This is a genomic window from Planctomycetaceae bacterium (assembly GCA_041398825.1).
GTDB lineage: Bacteria > Planctomycetota > Planctomycetia > Planctomycetales > Planctomycetaceae > F1-80-MAGs062.
Genome location: JAWKTX010000012.1, coordinates 172,604 through 189,197, shown reverse-complemented (window position 1 = coordinate 189,197; position 16,594 = coordinate 172,604). Strand labels below are relative to the sequence as shown.

General features: G+C 54.4%; 14 protein-coding genes. 8 read left to right on the top strand and 6 right to left on the bottom strand.

Annotated elements, in window-relative coordinates:
- Positions 1–51 precede the first annotated feature (51 nt).
- On the bottom strand, positions 52–2,127 hold the full coding sequence (locus tag R3C20_20610) for a hypothetical protein (protein ID MEZ6042911.1): 2,076 nt from the start codon (positions 2,125–2,127) through the stop codon (positions 52–54).
- 443 nt (positions 2,128–2,570) lie between these two features.
- Between R3C20_20610 and R3C20_20605 the strand changes: the two genes are divergently transcribed.
- The 3 genes from R3C20_20605 (at position 2,571) to R3C20_20595 (ending at position 6,993) form a co-directional block, all read left to right on the top strand.
- Positions 2,571–3,155, top strand: coding sequence for a hypothetical protein (locus R3C20_20605; GenBank protein MEZ6042910.1), 585 nt, complete (start codon positions 2,571–2,573; stop codon positions 3,153–3,155).
- Between the two features lie 484 nt (positions 3,156–3,639).
- On the top strand, positions 3,640–4,038 hold the full coding sequence (locus R3C20_20600; GenBank protein ID MEZ6042909.1) for a hypothetical protein: 399 nt from the start codon (positions 3,640–3,642) through the stop codon (positions 4,036–4,038).
- 441 nt (positions 4,039–4,479) lie between these two features.
- Positions 4,480–6,993 (top strand): zinc ribbon domain-containing protein, encoded by a 2,514-nt coding sequence (locus tag R3C20_20595; protein MEZ6042908.1) that lies wholly within the window; start codon positions 4,480–4,482, stop codon positions 6,991–6,993.
- A gap of 275 nt (positions 6,994–7,268) precedes the next feature.
- On the opposite strand, the gene R3C20_20590 is transcribed toward R3C20_20595, so the two are convergent.
- From R3C20_20590 to R3C20_20575, 4 genes are all read right to left on the bottom strand, one after another.
- Complete coding sequence (locus tag R3C20_20590; GenBank protein ID MEZ6042907.1) at positions 7,269–7,820, bottom strand: sigma-70 family RNA polymerase sigma factor; 552 nt, start codon at positions 7,818–7,820, stop codon at positions 7,269–7,271.
- Between the two features lie 284 nt (positions 7,821–8,104).
- On the bottom strand, positions 8,105–8,410 hold the full coding sequence (locus R3C20_20585; protein MEZ6042906.1) for a hypothetical protein: 306 nt from the start codon (positions 8,408–8,410) through the stop codon (positions 8,105–8,107).
- Between the two features lie 553 nt (positions 8,411–8,963).
- The gene (locus tag R3C20_20580; GenBank protein MEZ6042905.1) at positions 8,964–10,415 is read right to left on the bottom strand and encodes a DUF6513 domain-containing protein; all 1,452 of its coding nucleotides are present in this window, start codon (positions 10,413–10,415) and stop codon (positions 8,964–8,966) included.
- Positions 10,415–11,191: an SDR family oxidoreductase gene (locus R3C20_20575; protein MEZ6042904.1), complete on the bottom strand. Its 777-nt coding sequence runs from the start codon at positions 11,189–11,191 to the stop codon at positions 10,415–10,417. Before R3C20_20575 ends, R3C20_20580 begins: the two co-directional genes overlap by 1 nt.
- Before the next feature lie 368 nt (positions 11,192–11,559).
- Here R3C20_20575 and carA point away from each other — a divergent pair, with 368 nt between their 5' ends.
- The 3 genes from carA to ndk are packed head-to-tail and all read left to right on the top strand — an operon-like array spanning position 11,560 to position 13,397.
- Positions 11,560–12,699, top strand: a complete 1,140-nt coding sequence (gene carA / locus R3C20_20570) for a glutamine-hydrolyzing carbamoyl-phosphate synthase small subunit (protein ID MEZ6042903.1) — start codon at positions 11,560–11,562, stop codon at positions 12,697–12,699.
- A gap of 4 nt (positions 12,700–12,703) precedes the next feature.
- A complete protein-coding gene (locus R3C20_20565; GenBank protein MEZ6042902.1) occupies positions 12,704–12,898 on the top strand; it encodes a hypothetical protein in 195 nt (64 codons plus the stop codon).
- A gap of 34 nt (positions 12,899–12,932) precedes the next feature.
- Entirely contained in the window at positions 12,933–13,397 is a 465-nt protein-coding gene (gene ndk, locus R3C20_20560) for a nucleoside-diphosphate kinase (protein MEZ6042901.1), read from the top strand.
- Positions 13,398–13,610: 213 nt separating this feature from the next.
- On the opposite strand, the gene R3C20_20555 is transcribed toward ndk, so the two are convergent.
- Positions 13,611–14,135 (bottom strand): MOSC domain-containing protein, encoded by a 525-nt coding sequence (locus tag R3C20_20555; protein MEZ6042900.1) that lies wholly within the window; start codon positions 14,133–14,135, stop codon positions 13,611–13,613.
- A 202-nt stretch (positions 14,136–14,337) separates the two neighbouring features.
- Between R3C20_20555 and mch the strand changes: the two genes are divergently transcribed.
- A complete protein-coding gene (mch, locus tag R3C20_20550; protein ID MEZ6042899.1) occupies positions 14,338–15,288 on the top strand; it encodes a methenyltetrahydromethanopterin cyclohydrolase in 951 nt (316 codons plus the stop codon).
- Positions 15,289–15,584: 296 nt separating this feature from the next.
- Complete coding sequence (locus tag R3C20_20545; GenBank protein ID MEZ6042898.1) at positions 15,585–16,520, top strand: RimK family alpha-L-glutamate ligase; 936 nt, start codon at positions 15,585–15,587, stop codon at positions 16,518–16,520.
- The last annotated feature ends 74 nt before the right edge of the window (positions 16,521–16,594 follow it).

Below are 16,594 nucleotides of genomic sequence, written 5' to 3'. Positions count from 1 at the left end.
ACAGGGTTGAATCGGACCGCCAGCGTTTCGCACAGTTGTGGTGTCGGGCACCTACGGAGAGATGCGCACTCTCTGACTCTTCTTTCCGCCCTGCGGCATTTGGAAATCGAACGACATACCACTAAACATCCGATTCTGCGATTCAATGTACTGCGCTGCGAAGAATTTAGCGACCCCGGTCCCAACCGTTGCGTCGATCATCAGTTCCTGTCCCGCCGCGCGAGCGACAATTTCCAGTTGAGAATTCTGTGAGCTGAAGACTTTCTTCGCGTAGCTTTTGAATTCTGTTTTCTGCGGATCCGGCTGGTTCATCGCCTTGCCGTTCATGGTGATGGCAATTACCTTCGGGCTGGTCACTCTTGAAATCCATCTTTCCAGTTGTGTCAGCAATTCCTGCGGAATCTGATTGAACTGTTGATCCGATTCTCCAAGCCATTTGTCGAGACGGAAACGAACCAACAGTGGAATAGCCTCGCCCGCCCGCTCTCGAGTCTCAACGTCTGAGTTCACGAGAGATCCAAGAAACTGCAAAGCTGGATCGTCCAGAAGACTGGTGGGTAATGCATCGCCACCAGAAGCTATCCAAAGCCAGGACCCGGTTGCAACCAGATGCAGATTGACCGTTGGAGACGATTTGAGGCCCGGAATTTTTGTCATCGGGCTTCGAATGGAAACAACCTGATAATCTCCCAGCAGTGAACGGCTTACAGAAATCCGTGATGGATCCGAATGCACCAGCAACAGTGATTCAAGACTGGTAAGAAAATGTTCGGCATCCAGCAAACGGACGCCGGCGGCGATAACAAGCCCCTCTTCCATCGACCCCTGAAGACTGCACGCGGCATCGAGGATTCCGGATTGAACAGAATCCGTAATTGGCTGCATCAGATTATCGACAAGAATTCCGGCACCGTCATCGCCGCCGGCTGCGACCCGCAGCTTCATGCGTACGGAATCTGCAAAGGTGCCGGCAAACGGTCGGATCCAGTCCGGTAGTTGCACGGTCGTCGCCAGCACGAACGGAGCGTCGTCGCTCTTCAGGACAGCCAATTGACTGTTTCCGCGACTCATTGCAGCGAAGGATTGAGCCAGGAGGCTGTTCTCGCGAGCAAAAATCTTTAACTGACTGACCACGGGTTCGACGCCGTCCGGGGACAAAGACAGCGAAAACAACGCCCTGTCGACATCAAACATTGCTGCCCGCAACAGCTCTAACTTACCTTCGCCGAGCACCCGTCGCAGTGCATAGTCGCTCTGCTGTTCATTGTCATACCGCTGAAGGAGCGTTGATGCCGAGGATTCCAGTGTGGCCCAGAACCCTCGCTTCAACTCAAGCGGAACTTCTCTCAAGTCGAAGTCCGCGTAGAGGTCATGCCGGCTCGGTTCTTCCGCCAGTTTTAACTCATCCTGATTTGGCAAATCGAGCGAATAGAGTAGCCGCGACGAACTTGCATACATCACGCCTTCGAAGTAGCGATAAAAGGTTGAGATGGCCTTCAAAGGTTTCGCCAACTTCGGCGGCTTGCCATTTCCTCCGACTGAAGTGTCCGCCTGAATCATGATGGAAAAACTTCGGACTTTCGGCGTCTCTCCGTCGCTGTCCTCGGCATTCGATGCCTGTTTGTCGGCTGCCATCAACCTGTCCAGGTTGATTCGAACCTCATATCGATCACCTTCTCCAATGAGCTCGGTCGCCGGCCCCCGGGCAGCGACATCTGCGTCCAGGCGACGTTTGAACTCCTGCTCGTCCCCAACAAAAGAAAACGACACTGGATTGTTCAGGCTTAGCTGGGGCAGTGTCTGCAAAACGAACAACGTACCCTTCACAGCGGTAGGCGTCTCTTTCTTCCCCGGGGCCGATTTCGCAAAAGTCCCGGGCCCCAGCGAAACACGCGGTGCCATGAAGACCATGGGCGAATCGGGCATCCCCAACTCTTTTCGAAGGTCCTGCAGGTAGGAGAAACTCGATTCAAACGGCACTCCAGTGTGCCAGACTTTTCCAACGATATGTCCAGCAAGCGGTCCCGAGTCATCATCATCCTGCGCTGACAACGGTGGAGACAAATTGATCAAAAGCGACGTCAGCGCAACAGCCTGAACAAAATTACAGAAGAAACAAGAACGCATCGGACAGCTTTCAAGATTGCGAGGGGCGATGATGTCCGGGTCGAATGTCGCGGAAAACAGCGACTTCGATCCTCGTGCGGCACCGTTGCCACCGGGTCCTGAATTCCGGCAGATTTTGCCGCCAGACTTTCAAATCGCGGTCGATTCGTTGTTTTCGCAACATTGTGCCCAACTCGGGCGGTTTTAGCCCAGACGTCGGCCACCCTCAACCGATCCACGAGGAATGATCAAAACAACCGAATTGATCGATTCCGGCAGCTTGATCCTCAAAATCGAAATATTTTCACAAGTTGCGAGGGATGTCGGATCGATACCAACTAGGACGTTCGGTGTATGGTGCTTGCTGAGAAGGACGAGGTCTCGACCAGCAAACCCGAAACGGTGATTGAAAGCTTCGTAATTCGACTGGGCTGTGCCCCAAGACTCTATCAGGGATGAACGCGATGCAGACGTTTGGCAGGCAACTACGACGAGGGGTCGTGCTGACGGCGATCTGCCTGATGACGTTCGCGAACAGCGGTTGTACGCTGACCAGCGGATTCGTGGGTGTGACGTGGCGATATATGACCTTCTGGAAAACATTGCCTCCTGTTCCCGTCCCGGCAGTCCTCAGCCAGCGCATGGAAGATAAACTCTGGGAAGACGAACGCTACAACCGCGTTCCGGTTCTGGACCCGGTGAATGGCGAAAATGCTCCCATTTTCTGCGTTGACCCGCCGAGCGAAGATCAGGTCATGCGGGCACTGCCAAATGACGGCTCCGGCGGAATGGCGTTCTTCCAGGAAACTGCGATGAACAACGTTCGGATCGTGGTAGAACCGATCGTCGATCGACTCGATGAATGTAAAGTCTACCCGCTGGTTGGTCCCTGTCGCCTGCACCACTGCCACTACAAGTGTACAGTATACTACGACAAGACCATCCGAAGTTACTGGCCGATCCCGTTCACACACACCGATCAGTCTGTGGAAGTTGTCTACATTGACAAGGATCATCTGATTCGCTGTGCCGGACCTTCCAGCAACTAAACGAAGAAAACAGATCAAAGCAAACTTCAAAGCCCATCCCCTTCAGGATGGGCTTTTTTCATGCGCGAGCGGCCGACCGTGAAGGCTGGCCCTCGAAACGAGTTCTGATGGTAGCAGGACGTTGTTTTCCTGATCGATTTGTTGACTGCAGGCAGCATTCAGAAGTGCCTGAAATCGGGCACAGAGCTGTCAACCTAAATGTCTACTTCGCTCATTCCCCGTGGACGATCTTTCCCGAATTATGCGACTATTCGCCTTGGGCTCGCCAATTCACCCCAGCCTCCTATAATTCCCGAGCTCGCTTCTCGGTGTATCTGTCCTTCATGAGGGGCAATCTGAAAACAGCTCCGTGAAAGAAATTGACGTGGGGCTCTTTTAAGGGAATCCTTCAGGAAACAGTTCGGGCGACCGTTGCCCGTGATCGAATTCTGGCGAGTCGATTGAGGTCGAATCTGCATTTGTGCACGGAAGGAAAGGTCGAAGTATGAAATCTGTAGCGAAATTGATGGCTCTTTGTATGGCTTTGTCGGGGTATGCTGTCGCAGGACAGGTTCCACCACCGGTGCCCGACTACAACGGCGTTTACGCAATGGACGCTGCTCCAGCGGTTCCCATGTTCCACCACGTCAAGTACAAAGATCGCGACGAAATGGCGCCTTGTGCGCAGCCGAAGTTGATCATCGTCAAGAATCCATGTGCCGATCCCTGTGATCCATGCAACACGCAGCCTGCCTGCGTTGCGATTCAGATCTGCGTTCCAACATGTGGCTGCGAATTGGTGAGCTGCAAGCGAAACGGTGATCGCGTTCGGTATGACTACGGTAAATACGCCGTAGACGTGCGGATCAAGAAGGACTACATCGAAGTCGATTATCAGGACTAAACAGACTCCGGAACCAGCTTTTCCGAGCTGAGCCGCTCGACGAACACAAAAAAAGAGGACGATGGTTGAACCCCATCGTCCTTTTTCGTTTTCAAACAGGGAAGTTTGCGTGATTCCGGAACCTTCCCGCCATGCTTCTCGTCTCAAAATGGTCCTGTCCTCGTCCTTTCCACAGCCGTTCCTGTCTCAGGTCCTGATCCAACTGCAGAATTGCAGCCCGAAATGTGAATGGGTCATGGGTTTGATGCCTTTCTTCTGTTCGCACATACTCATCGCCTGAACTAGACTTCTCCTCCCGACACATCATCGGGTGAAATCGAATTTCAGAAGATGACTGACCTGCTCCTGTGTGGATGCCGCTTTCGACGTACTCTTGCTGGTGAGGCCATCCCACATCTGCAGATCTGCGTGCTTCTACACTTCTGACAACTGAGTAAGACAATGGATCTGAAGTTTTGTCCTTCCTGTGGCCAGTCGGTACTGGATGACGAGGCCGTGGCGTGTCCGTTTTGCGGCGCGGCCATGGACGGTTCCGACAAGGGAAAACGCAAGGCGCCGCAGGGCAAACCACAAAAGCCACCAGCGAAACCTTCGTCCGAAAAACGGGTGGCGGATCCCGCAAAGGGAGCGAAACCTGCTCCCGTTGGCATCAAGCCCATCAAAGCGACCACCGACGAGGAAGACCCGTTTGGCCTGGGGGGCGGAGGCCCGGCTTCGAACGCCATTCAGGCATTGCCAAAACCAGCCAAGGGCTGCCTGCATCGAGTCATTTGCCCGATGTGCGAAAAACCTGGGTTTGTGCCAAAGTCGGCCATTGGAAAACAGGTTCGCTGCGCAAACGAAAAATGCATGGTGCCTGTCTTCACTGCTCCGGATCCAAATGCCAAGCCCGCCCCTAAAGCCCCGGCTCGTCGAACTCCGGTGGAACCCGTCGCTGCAGCAGGAGGAACCAGTAAGTCCGGCTCCAATTCCATGGTGATGTACGGAATCGCTGGTGCGGTGACGATTGGCCTGGGAATTGGTGTGGCGGCCTATCTGAATCAACCGCCCGCAATCCCGGAAGACCTCACAAAGGGGATTGAATACGTACCCGGAAGTTTTGGACCAGATCCTGCTGACATCGAAGCAAAGGAAAAGAAGGCTCGGGAAAAGGCCGCGGCGGAAGCTGCTGCCAACGACCCTCGCGCGAAAGCTGAATCCTATGCGATGCAAATGATTCAATCAGCCCGACATGCTGCCAATCGAGACAAAGCCTACGCCCGGCGGCTGACGGCGGATGTTTTCCTGCGGACAGGGAACGAAAAAGCAGCGGAGAAGGAATTCTCCCAAATGCTGACTGTCGATCGACAGGCAGGCTACTATCAGATTGAACCACGTGTCCTGGATTACTGGCGCCGCAAGCGAGAAGGAAATGCGGACGCAGCGAAAGCAAGTCTGACCAAAGCCACCGCACTCATCGGGGACATTCCGCGAAACGGTCGAATGGCACTTGAGTCATCCATGTCAATTGCCTCGGTGTTGCTTGCAGAAGGTCGCGCCGATGAAGTCAACGCGATCATCGAGAAAGTTCGCCGGGATGATTCCATCATCATCAATCGTGATGCAATGGCCGGTGCTGCGTGGTTCTTCACTTCGGCTTCATTGCGATCTGTTGACAGACCGTCACTTGCGGCAAGCGATGTCTTCGCCTGGAAAAGCCCCCTGCGAACTGCGATCACCGCCGATCTGGCGAACCACGCGCAGTTCAATGCGGCAATGACCTGGTCCAAACAGGGAGGTGATATTCAGGAAAAAGCAGACGCATTCGCGATTGTCGCAGAGCTTTCCGAATTGACGCCGGAGCAGGAACAAGTCCTTTCTGCTGCTGCTGCAGAAGTGCACCCGCTGGTGGGCGCCCGAGTTAAGGCGATTATCGCAAGTCATCGAAAGTCACAGGAATCACTAACAGAATGCGACGCGATTCTGATCCAAACGCCATTGAACGGTGAGCGACAAACGGTACCGTCAATCGCTGAAACGTTGCAGTTAACCGTCAGGGGCTCACTGGAAGGTGACTTAGCAGTTGCTGCCCTGACAGAATTCGTTCAAGCAGCCATCGCCTGCGAAAATAATGAACTGGCCGAAAAGGGATTGCGGCGGCTTGTGGAAACCGCATTTCGGATCGCTCCTCCGACGGCGGAAACGCGTCGGGCAGTTCAGGAAGTCGAAAAACGCGATTCGGAGGTCAAGCGACGCATTCGCAGCGAAATGCGAATTGCCTCAGACACACAGGTGAATACGACGTTCAGAAACTATCGTCGCAAGATCGATCAACTGGCCGTCCTGGCAGAAGAACGTCGACTCGATTTAATGGTCAGCCTCGCACGCATTGTCAGAGGCGGAGGCGTTCCTGTCATCCAGGCAGTGTTTGACGACGCTTCTTCCGGATTAAAACAGGAAGTCATGGTTGACCATCTGGCCGGTATGCTTGGAGCCGCGGCAACCCGAACGGGCACCTCGTTTGCTGCCAGCGAAGAATCCAATGGGTCACTTGCCGTACCACTTCCCCAGCGGACTGATGCGCTTCATGAGATTATCGTTGGGCCCAGGCTGGTAACAGCGTGGCAAATGGCCCGAAGCAACCGTCTGCCCGAAGCTGTAAATGCTCTGCAGAGAGACGTTGTCGAGCTTCCTGGTCTTCGCGAGGCTGTGCTCAACGAAATCTTTTTCTTCGCCGCGACCAACGCAGAATCTCCCGAGGCCGTTTACAAGGCCGTGGGAGCGATCAATAACGCTGTCTGGCGTGAAGAAGTTCTTCAGACGATCGGAAGAATCTTTGCTCGTCGCGGTCTGGACAACGCTGCTATTGCCTGGCTGCAGGCAGAAAGCCGAATGCCTCCCACGGAAAGCGTTTGTGGTATCTATGGTCTGGCAGTGGGGCTCACTGACATGCAATACCGCAAAGAATCTGAATGATACAGGATCGGGCCTTCCTGCAACTAAGTCAGGGCTCCAGCACCACATCCGGAATAACATGGTCACATTCGGGGCACTGACAAGGCTCGAAAAAACGAAGCCTGGTTCTCGCGAACCAGGCTTCAATCTTGTTAGCGTCCCACGGATCATAGCTTAGCGGCCCATTGAAAAACGGGACTGGCTCGAGCTGGAGACCTGAAAACATGACGGTTTACAGCCGTCCAGCCTGCCTGTCCCGATTTTTCATCAGACAGTTAGCGACCATGACAGGAAAGCTAAGCTGGGGCCAACGTCCCCAGCACATCTTTCAAACGTCCACGAGCGGTATGCAGACGTCGCTTGATGGTCCCGATCGGGCTGGAAAACTGATCGCTCATCTCCTTCAGCGAGGATCCTTCAAAGTAGAAGGCCCACAAAGTTTCACGATCCAGATCGCCCAGTCGGTTCAGGCCATCTCGCAGTTGCTCGATACTTTCCTGCCGCAGCAGGTGATCAAATGGATTATCGGGAGCAACCTGAAGCGCTTCGAATGTTTCCGGCTCAACGGGTGACTCGTTGGGACGTCGAACTGCTCGGTTAATGGAGAGTCGAGTCGCGATTTGGCACAACCATCCGGCAAACCGGTCAGGCTCGTTTAACTGAGACAGCTTTCGAAAAGCTCGCAGAAAAACTTCCTGAACCACTTCGTCCGCTTCTGCGGTATTTCGAAGTCGCTGCATAACAATACCAAAAACTCGCGATTCGAATTGAAGAACAAGTTCGTCAAACGCTTCGCGGTCACCGTTCTGAGCGGCAATCACAGTTTCATTCAGAGTTCGGGCGGACATCATCTGTAATCCTTACAGTAATCGTCCGACATGATTCATTGAAGTGGCTGATACATTCGTGAACGAACGATCCAGCCTCAATGCATAATGCAGGGACGAAGGAATTCGCGGTGGAGGGCGATTGCAAATCGATGCTTAGGCAAAGCAACAATCGATTGGCAGAACGCTTGAAGGTGTGCCCGATAACGGGCAGTCAACACCTTCCGGCGGCTCGCACAGCACTGACCTGAATTTCGCAAAGTCATCCTGGTTAGAAGGACTCCGCGGGAAGCTCAGGCAACGCTTTAGCTGTGGCAGCCGCAACCAGATGGACAACAGCAACAGGAGATGGGCACTGTTCTGCCCGACGACATCAGGCGACTCAATATGGCACCGCCTAAGCGATGCCAGCGATCGACTGGTGTGTCCTGCAATCCTTCCTGTTGATGCGACGCCGCATACCGTTGCAGGTATTTCGCGCGCGGCATTCCCATCGGTTCCGATCCGATCTTCCCGAGGAGGCCTGCAAACACACGCAGCTCGGCAATCACGTTGCTCAGTGTTGTCTGAGTAGTTGTGACGACGGCATTGGTAATGTTTGTCAGCAGCATGTTTCTGCCTCCTCTTACTGGTCCCGATCCCCGCAGGGCTTATTCGGTCCATTGGCTTGCGTCGCCACGGTGGACAACGCCAATTTTGGTGAAAGCCAACGCTGGCTCTCAAACGGTTTGGTTAAAATGTATCCGGATGAAACGAAACGTGTCGGACGACACACAGAATTGAATGTTCAGGTGATTTTCTGCACCTTCGAACCACTGCGGTCCTGAAAAATTCATGGGCGGAACCGCAGTCAGTCTCCCGGAGGAGTTGCCCGTTAGACATCAGCAAACGGAAAAAGGTTCTGAGATTCTATCGACATTTTCTCCAAACAGTGGAAGAAAGTTTCCAAAATCGCCGTAACGCATTTCAATCAAACAGGTTATGAAAATTCCATTTGCGGTTGTTTGTGGCTGATTTTCAACCAACTCGACGCGGGAAGGCGTCAATTCGTCTCTTCGCCCTGAACCTGCGATGGGTTCCTCTGCAGCGGCCACATTGCAGCGAACTCAATGGAAACTCCCTTCGACCCTTTCTGTCAGCGTCACAAGGACTGGCATGGAAAGTTCAGGATGGGGCCGATTCGTTATCCGGATGGCGATTGTGACCGCCGCCATTGCTGAGCAGTCCCCAGCGGAGCGGAACGTCCTGTTCGTACTGCTTATGCAGCTGCAGTGCCAGTTCCGCGCGGGCGAGTTCGTAGCCGAGATAGAACGCGTGGCTGGCGTCGATTTCTGCATGGGTTTGATTGGACGGGCTGTTGGTGACTGCCTGAGCCGACGCAAATAAGTCAAACGGATTCGTTCCGGTCCAGTGTCCGTGTCGGTTCATCAGATGCAATTCGCCCGCTTCAGCAAAGATGCGGAAGTTGGAGTCCGTCAGTCGATCTGCCAGTGCTCGCAGTTGCTCTGCGGTTCGTACGGTCCATCGAGGGTCCCGCAACATGACCAGCGACGATATCAGATGTTTGGGGATGACCTGCTGCGTAACCGCATGATGAGCCAGACGCCGCGCGATGTCGAATTCTGCCACGGCCGTCCGGCACCAGTTAATGACCTGAGTTGTCAGAACACTCTGAATGCCCAGTTCTTCGCAGATGGCCGCCAGCAGCATATTCATCCCGGCTGAATCGGCTTCCGTTAGCTCGGTGACGTTCCCGATGCCCATCATCATCGCGACATCCGGAAAGCGGCGTCGGGCCCTCATGTAGCGTTCAAGGGAAGCGGTAAACCCCATGCCGATGGGTTCGATGATGGGATCGATGCGAAATGCCACTCGATCAGCCGTCAGCTTCTGGACGAGTCGTTCCAGTGATTCCGTGTCCGCCGGGCTGTCAGGAATCGCCACCACCTCGACACCCAGTCGGGTCACCCAGTCATAATTCGAATGATTACAGCTGAGGATCAATTCGGCGCCGTTCTGCACCGCCTGTTCGACTTCGTTCTGGTCGAAACTGTCGATGGAGACTCGCAGATTCAGGTCCCGCACCGCACGAACAATTTCCGAAACACGCGGCGACGATTCACCGGGAACGCATCCAATGTCAATCAGATCCGCGCCACTGGCAGCCAGTGACGACGCTTCGGCCAGGACATCCTGCAGCGGCATCCGCGTGGCGTGATTGATTTCGCCGATGATAGCGATGCTGTAACGATCCAGCGCAACTGTCCGGCGTTTGCCCAGTCCAAAGTATTCGGGAAGATCCCTCAGATCTTTGGGACCACGCTCAAAGGAAAGGCCGAAGTGCGCGGTAAGAAGATTCAGGTCTCCCTGCACCCACCCCGGAAGTACAACGCGCGTGGTTTTTGGAGGAATGACCAGTCGCCGGAGTAGCAGGCTCACATGCAATAAAGCGGCAACCTGAATGCCGGGGACAGCGATGTCATAGGTGAAGTTCTTCTGTTGACTTATCGGCGCGAGCACTTCGCGAAGGCTGGCTTCCGCAAGGCGACCGGTGACAAATAAGAGGTGGTCGGCTGATCCCTGCGACTCGCCATTCAGCGAGGGTGCCGATGGCATCATCGAACAGCTCCGCCGTTGACGTTAATCACCTGACCCGTCAGGTAGCCAGCTTCGTCGCTCAGCAGAAAACGGGCCATATTGGCGATATCTTCGGGTGTGCCCCACCGTTTCATCGGAGTCTCGTCCAACACACGCTGCTGCCAGTAATCGCTTGCACCTTCTCCCCAGGCGGTCAGAATCCAGCCAGGAGCAATGCAGTTGACCCGAACGTCTGGTGCAAGGCTTACCGCGAGCGATCTGCTGAAGCCCATGATCGCATTCTTGGCCGTGGCGAAGAGCTCACCGCTGTCTCCTTCCATTCCCCGGTCAGACTGGTCCCATCCGATGTTGATTATGCAGGGTAGGGGACAGGAGGGATCGGCCCGACGATGTTCGCGAAATCGGTGGCCAAACGCGCGGGAAAGTTCGACAGTCCCCGCGACATCGGTTTGCAGTAATGCGCCGAGCTTTTCAGCAAACGGAGCGTTCTTCAACTCTTTGGTCAGAAGGTCAGCTCCTGCATTGTTGACCAGCGCGGAAACCACTCCGGAATCAAAACAGCAGTCAACAAAGTTCTGTCGGCAGGTCGAGTCTGACAAGTCGGCCGCGAAAACCTCAGCCCGAACTCCCAACCGGCGAGCAGCATCCGCGGTTTGATTGGCTTGCTCGATTGAGCTGCGGCAATGGACCACAATATCGGCCCCTGCCTCTGCGCAGGACAATGCGATGGCTCGACCGATTCCACTGGAAGAGCCTGTCACAACAATTCGTTTTCCCGACAGCGAAGCAAACATGCGGGCAGGGTAATCATCGGACCGCGGGCGGTAAACGCTGGAGCGATCTCCTTTCTCCCGTTTGGAGGTTGAGGCAGACGCAGGACGGTGAGCTGTCCGTGGAAAAACCAGGACAGGCATGCAGGACGACGGGAAACCGTCGTATTTCCGGGTCTCCTGCTGGAGCTAGTCTCGTTCTTCAACAGGCTGTCAGCTCGGTGTGGGCACCAATTCTGCGAATCTGTGAGCTGTCAGTGCTGACTGCTTTTCCGGGGCGGATGGCATTGGTAAAACTCCCTGAATCTCCGTTCCCTCCTCTGCGGTGATTCTGCGCGCGGAGGGCGCGGAGGAAAAAGACTTCGAAAAACATAACAACGGGAACTATCGCAATGGCAGGTCGTCCGGCAAAGTTGGCTCTGGCTAACGGCAGTGTGTTTTCGGGGCAGGCGTTTGGCGCAGATGGTGAAGTCTGCGGCGAAGTCGTCTTCAATACCAGCATGACGGGATATCAGGAGATTCTGACGGATCCATCCTACAACGGCCAGATCGTCACAATGACTTACCCGCTGATCGGTAACTACGGAATCAACAAAGAAGATGTCGAAAGTCGCGGCCTGTTTCTTCGGGGTTTCGTGATCAAGGAACTCTGCGACATCCCCAGCAACTACCGATCGACGGAATCGCTGGATGCGTACCTGAAGCAAAATGGCATCATCGGGATTCAGGGCGTCGACACCCGTTCCATCGTTCGACAGATTCGAACTCAGGGCGCGATGAAAGGCATTCTGTCCACGACAGATCTGAACGAAGAATCCCTCGTCCAGAAAGCCCGGCAAAGCGCAGATATTGTGGGACAGGACCTGGTGCGCGAGGTCATGAACATTGATTCCTGCCAGTGGAATGAATCGCTGCAGGAACTTGGACGGCCCACCAGCTTTCACTCGTTCGCCGATCGAACGGATGGTCCTCATGTAGTCGCCATCGACTATGGCATGAAGCTGAACATCCCTCGCTATCTCAAGGACGCCGGATGTCGCGTAACGATCGTCCCCGGCACATCGACCACTGAAGATATCCTGGCACTGAATCCCGACGGTGTGTTTCTGTCCAATGGTCCGGGAGATCCGGAGCCGCTGACTTATGCGATTGAAACGATTCGCGGACTTCTTGGTAAGAAGCCGATTTTCGGGATATGTCTTGGTCTGCAGTTGCTGGGCCTGGCCTTCGGTGGCAAGACCTTCAAGCTGAGATTCGGACATCGAGGTGCAAATCAGCCTGTTCTGAATAAGCGGACCGGACAGGTGGAAATCACCAGCCAGAATCACGGATTTGCTGTCGATCCGGATTCACTGCCCGCCGATGTTGAGGTCACACATATCAATTTGAATGACGACACCGTGGAAGGTATTCGGCACACTGTGCACCCTGCATTCGGTGTTCAGTACCATCCCGAAGCTGCCGCGGGGCCACACGACAGTCATTATCTTTTCACTGAATTTGTCGACTTGATGCAGGCGACCGCAGTATAGACAGATGACAGTGCAGATCGATGATGGCGTATCAACGGCGGATGGACAGATCGCCTTGAGAATCGATTCTTCAATCCATCGGTGGCCGGAACGATTCGACCTGCCATCACCGCGTTCACCACAAAAATTCGGCGCACATTTCAGCAACACGGGACGCCTGAACGGCGAATCCTGTGATTCGAATAACACTCAATCGTAACTTTTTTCATCATCCTGACAGGCGAGCAACAAACATGGCAATTGAGCGAACTTTGATTCTGGTGAAGCCTGACGGTGTGCATCGTCGGCTGATTGGTTCTGTGATTTCTCGCATCGAAAACAAAGGACTTGGCATCGTTGCGATGAAAATGCTGCAGGTTTCATCGGCGCAGAGTAAGCAGCACTACGCTGAGCATGTCGAGAAGCCGTTCTATTCAGAACTGGAAGACTTCATCACTTCAGCCCCCGTTGTGGCGATGATTGTGCAGGGACCAGAAGCGGTCAGTGTCATGCGAACTCTGATCGGGGCCACCAACGGTCGCGCCGCAGCTCCCGGCACCATTCGCGGCGACTTCGGAGCCAGCAAACAAATGAATCTGATTCATGGCAGTGATTCTGTGGAATCCGCCAACCGTGAAATTGCCATCTATTTCGGTGCCGAAGAAATCTGTGACTACACGTCTGCACTGGTCAACTGGTCATGGGCAGAAGGCGAGTAATTGTCCGGCCTCATCTCATCTGTCCGTTGAAAAACCGGGACAGGCAAGCTGGACGACACTAAACGATCGTGTCTTAAGGTCTCCTGCCTGAGCCAGTCCCGCTCTTCAACTGGCTGTTATCCTCCACAACAAGAATCCAGTCGCCCGTCATCTTTTTGATGCCGGGCTTCTTGTTGTCAGTGGATTGTTGTGAACCCATCCCTGGAACGCGTGTTATTCCTCATCTTCGTTTTGTGTGCCGGCATCTGTGATTTCGATCCTTACGCTGTCCCCGCAAGTGACGGATCCGTTTTCGAGCACGATGGCAGTGATCCCCCCGTGTCCAACCATGGCCGCGTAGCCGCCTTTTCCCAGGTTAGCGTCCATTCTGGAACACGGTGGACAGCTGCCTGTTCCTTTCAGCAATGCCGTCCCGATCCGGAAAGTGGAATGGCGGAGGACGTTCAGATTAATTCCCGAGACGACCAGATTGCGGCGTAGAAGCTCGGGCGAAACAGTGACATCTTTGCGGTCGAGGAGTGACTGAATCACGGAAAGATGTTCGTGCTGGATGAGCGTTACCTGTCGTTTCGATGAGCCGCCTGGGCGAGCATGATGCTCACCTTCGATACCGGCTTGTTCGATCAACTGAACGGACGTTTTCACCTGCATCGGTGCCATCCGTTCGGCAGCGACGCCAATCCATTCGACTCTGCCGGTTACGGGTCGGGAATTCATCAGTTCTTTGTGGATTTCCATCTGTGTATTCCTGGCAAAGAAGTCGGCAGACACCGTGGCCCCCTGATCTGCTTGACCCGGGGTGGTCATTCAAAACAGCACACCGAGAGATCATTTCATTCTCGTCTGCAATAGTTCGCTGTGGTCGAATGATGATTGATCCCGTGAATCTTACAATTCCGACCAGTGTTTTTTGTTCAGGAACTCACAGGAGCGCAGCAAATTGGGTATCTCATTTCTTAACAGGCGCGCCGATGCGCTCGCCGATCATGCTGCAGCACTGGCCGCCGATCTGCGTATCGACAGCCATCTGGTGGATGGTTGTCGTGTACTGGATTTCGGTGTGAAGCAGGAAGGTGGGTTAGCCGCCGGATTGTTACTTGCGCGCATGTGCATGTCCGATCTGGCAAACATTCAGTTGAACGTCGCGGATGAATCCATCGTCCTGGTACCGCAGGTTCTGGTGCAAACGGATCACCCGGTGGAAGCCTGTTTGATGAGCCAGTATGCGGGATGGAAAATCGCAACGGACGACTATTTCGCGATGGGATCCGGCCCCATGCGGGCTCTGGCACGCAAGGAAGAATTGTTTGATGAGTTCGAAGCGATCGATGATGACGATGCAGCCATCGGTATCCTGGAGACCGCCGATCTTCCAACCGCGTCTGCTATCGGTTTGCTCCGGGAATCTCTGCCATCCAAAGTTAAACTAACGCTGGCGGTCGCCCCGACGGCTTCCCAGGCAGGAAATATTCAGGTTGTGGCCAGATCTCTGGAAACAGCGATGCACAAACTGCATGAACTGAAGTTTCCTCTTCAAACAGTAGTCAGCGGAACCGGTACCGCGCCACTGCCGCCGGTCGCAAAGAACGACCTGCAGGGAATTGGTCGCACAAACGATGCCATTCTCTACGGCGCCACCGTCAATCTCTGGGTGCGGGCAGATGATGATTTGATCGAAGAAATCGGGCCACAGGTGCCGTCCAGCAGCTCAGATGCGCACGGTGAAACCTTCCTGTCGTTGTTCAAAGCTGCGAACCACGATTTTTATGCTCTTGATCCGGCTCTGTTCAGTCCGGCCGTTGTCATTTTTCACAACCTGAAGACAGGACGTTCGTTTCAGTTCGGGCATAAGCTGCCAGCTTTGCTAAGGGAATCATTCGGCTTGACCTGAGCAAGCTGCTGTTTTCCCTGAACAGTCAATGAGCATCGGCAAAGATGAAACAACACGGCTGCGTCCCTTCTGGATGACGCAACGATTCCCGAAATGCGTGCGAGAGATCAGGATGGCCGAAAGTCAACCTGTTTCTGCGACCGGGCTGCGAATAACCTGCCGCCACGAAAGCTGATGCCAAAATGCGATCATCAGATAGATTCACATTCAATCACGGCACTAACTGGCCACTCTGACCGGCCACATTCATTCCTCCAATGGCATGACATCGCTCGAAACGACGGGAACAACGGAATATGCGGGTGGGTGTCTTTGGAAATCATGACAGCTGGTACGTGCATGAGCTTTGTCGATTTGGCATCTCACGGGGGCATGAAGTTTTCCCGTTGTTGTTCGACAAGGTCACCGTGATGATGTCGTTGCAGGGCGTGTCGTATCGCTGCTGGAATACCGACAACACTGAGCCTCGACCGGATTCCGTGCCTCAACCGGATTCCGTTGAACTGGAATCACTGGATGTCATTCTGGTTCGAACGATGCCCCCAGGAACGCTCGAACAGGTCGTATCCCGCATGGATGTGCTGGCTGGTCTGCAGTCGTCCGGAGTGCGTGTTGTGAATCCGCCGAAATCCCTGGAATGTGCGGTGGATAAATACCTGACGACACAAAAACTTGCGGAAACAGGTTTACCCGTTCCCGCCACGGCTGTGTGTGAGGACAGCGACGCCGCGATGTTAATGTTCGAACAGCTGGGTGGCGATGTTGTCGTCAAACCGTTGTTTGGCGCTGAAGGACGAGGAATCATGCGAGTCAGCGATCCGGAGCTGGCATTGCGTTGCTTTCGAACGCTCGAGCGACTTGGTGCTGTCCTTTATCTGCAGCAATTCCTGCAGCCCGGTGCCGGAGCTCAGGCGGTCTCAGATATCCGCGTGTTGCTGCTGGACGGGGAAGTCGTTGGTGCCATGAAACGAACAGCCCGCGCGGGAGATTTTCGAGCCAACGTGGCACAACAAGGCACTGCCGTGCCGCATGCGCCGTCCCCCCGTGAAGTGGAACTTGCTCGGCGAGCAACGGAAGTCACCGGCTGTGTATTCGCCGGAGTCGATCTGATGTACGATGCAGCTGGAAATGCATTTGTGATCGAAGTCAACGCCGTACCGGGCTGGCGGGGTTTACAGAAGACGTGCGGTGTGTGCGTCCCGACCCGACTGTATGACTGGCTGGAACGCTGAATCGTCTTCAGGAACGCGATAGACCATTCGAGTCAGACACTTGTTTCCACTGCACAGAACTCACGGAAATCCCC

What these genes read in the sequence shown, in the direction of transcription:
- R3C20_20610 (MEZ6042911.1), bottom strand. Translation starts at nt 2,127, where the DNA reads ATGCGTTCTTGTTTCTTCTGTAATTTTGTTCAGGCTGTTGCGCTGACG.
- R3C20_20605 (MEZ6042910.1), top strand. Translation starts at nt 2,571, where the DNA reads ATGCAGACGTTTGGCAGGCAACTACGACGAGGGGTCGTGCTGACGGCG.
- R3C20_20600 (MEZ6042909.1), top strand. Translation starts at nt 3,640, where the DNA reads ATGAAATCTGTAGCGAAATTGATGGCTCTTTGTATGGCTTTGTCGGGG.
- R3C20_20595 (MEZ6042908.1), top strand. Translation starts at nt 4,480, where the DNA reads ATGGATCTGAAGTTTTGTCCTTCCTGTGGCCAGTCGGTACTGGATGAC.
- R3C20_20590 (MEZ6042907.1), bottom strand. Translation starts at nt 7,820, where the DNA reads ATGTCCGCCCGAACTCTGAATGAAACTGTGATTGCCGCTCAGAACGGT.
- R3C20_20585 (MEZ6042906.1), bottom strand. Translation starts at nt 8,410, where the DNA reads ATGCTGCTGACAAACATTACCAATGCCGTCGTCACAACTACTCAGACA.
- R3C20_20580 (MEZ6042905.1), bottom strand. Translation starts at nt 10,415, where the DNA reads ATGCCATCGGCACCCTCGCTGAATGGCGAGTCGCAGGGATCAGCCGAC.
- R3C20_20575 (MEZ6042904.1), bottom strand. Translation starts at nt 11,191, where the DNA reads ATGTTTGCTTCGCTGTCGGGAAAACGAATTGTTGTGACAGGCTCTTCC.
- carA (MEZ6042903.1), top strand. Translation starts at nt 11,560, where the DNA reads ATGGCAGGTCGTCCGGCAAAGTTGGCTCTGGCTAACGGCAGTGTGTTT.
- R3C20_20565 (MEZ6042902.1), top strand. Translation starts at nt 12,704, where the DNA reads ATGACAGTGCAGATCGATGATGGCGTATCAACGGCGGATGGACAGATC.
- ndk (MEZ6042901.1), top strand. Translation starts at nt 12,933, where the DNA reads ATGGCAATTGAGCGAACTTTGATTCTGGTGAAGCCTGACGGTGTGCAT.
- R3C20_20555 (MEZ6042900.1), bottom strand. Translation starts at nt 14,135, where the DNA reads ATGGAAATCCACAAAGAACTGATGAATTCCCGACCCGTAACCGGCAGA.
- R3C20_20545 (MEZ6042898.1), top strand. Translation starts at nt 15,585, where the DNA reads ATGCGGGTGGGTGTCTTTGGAAATCATGACAGCTGGTACGTGCATGAG.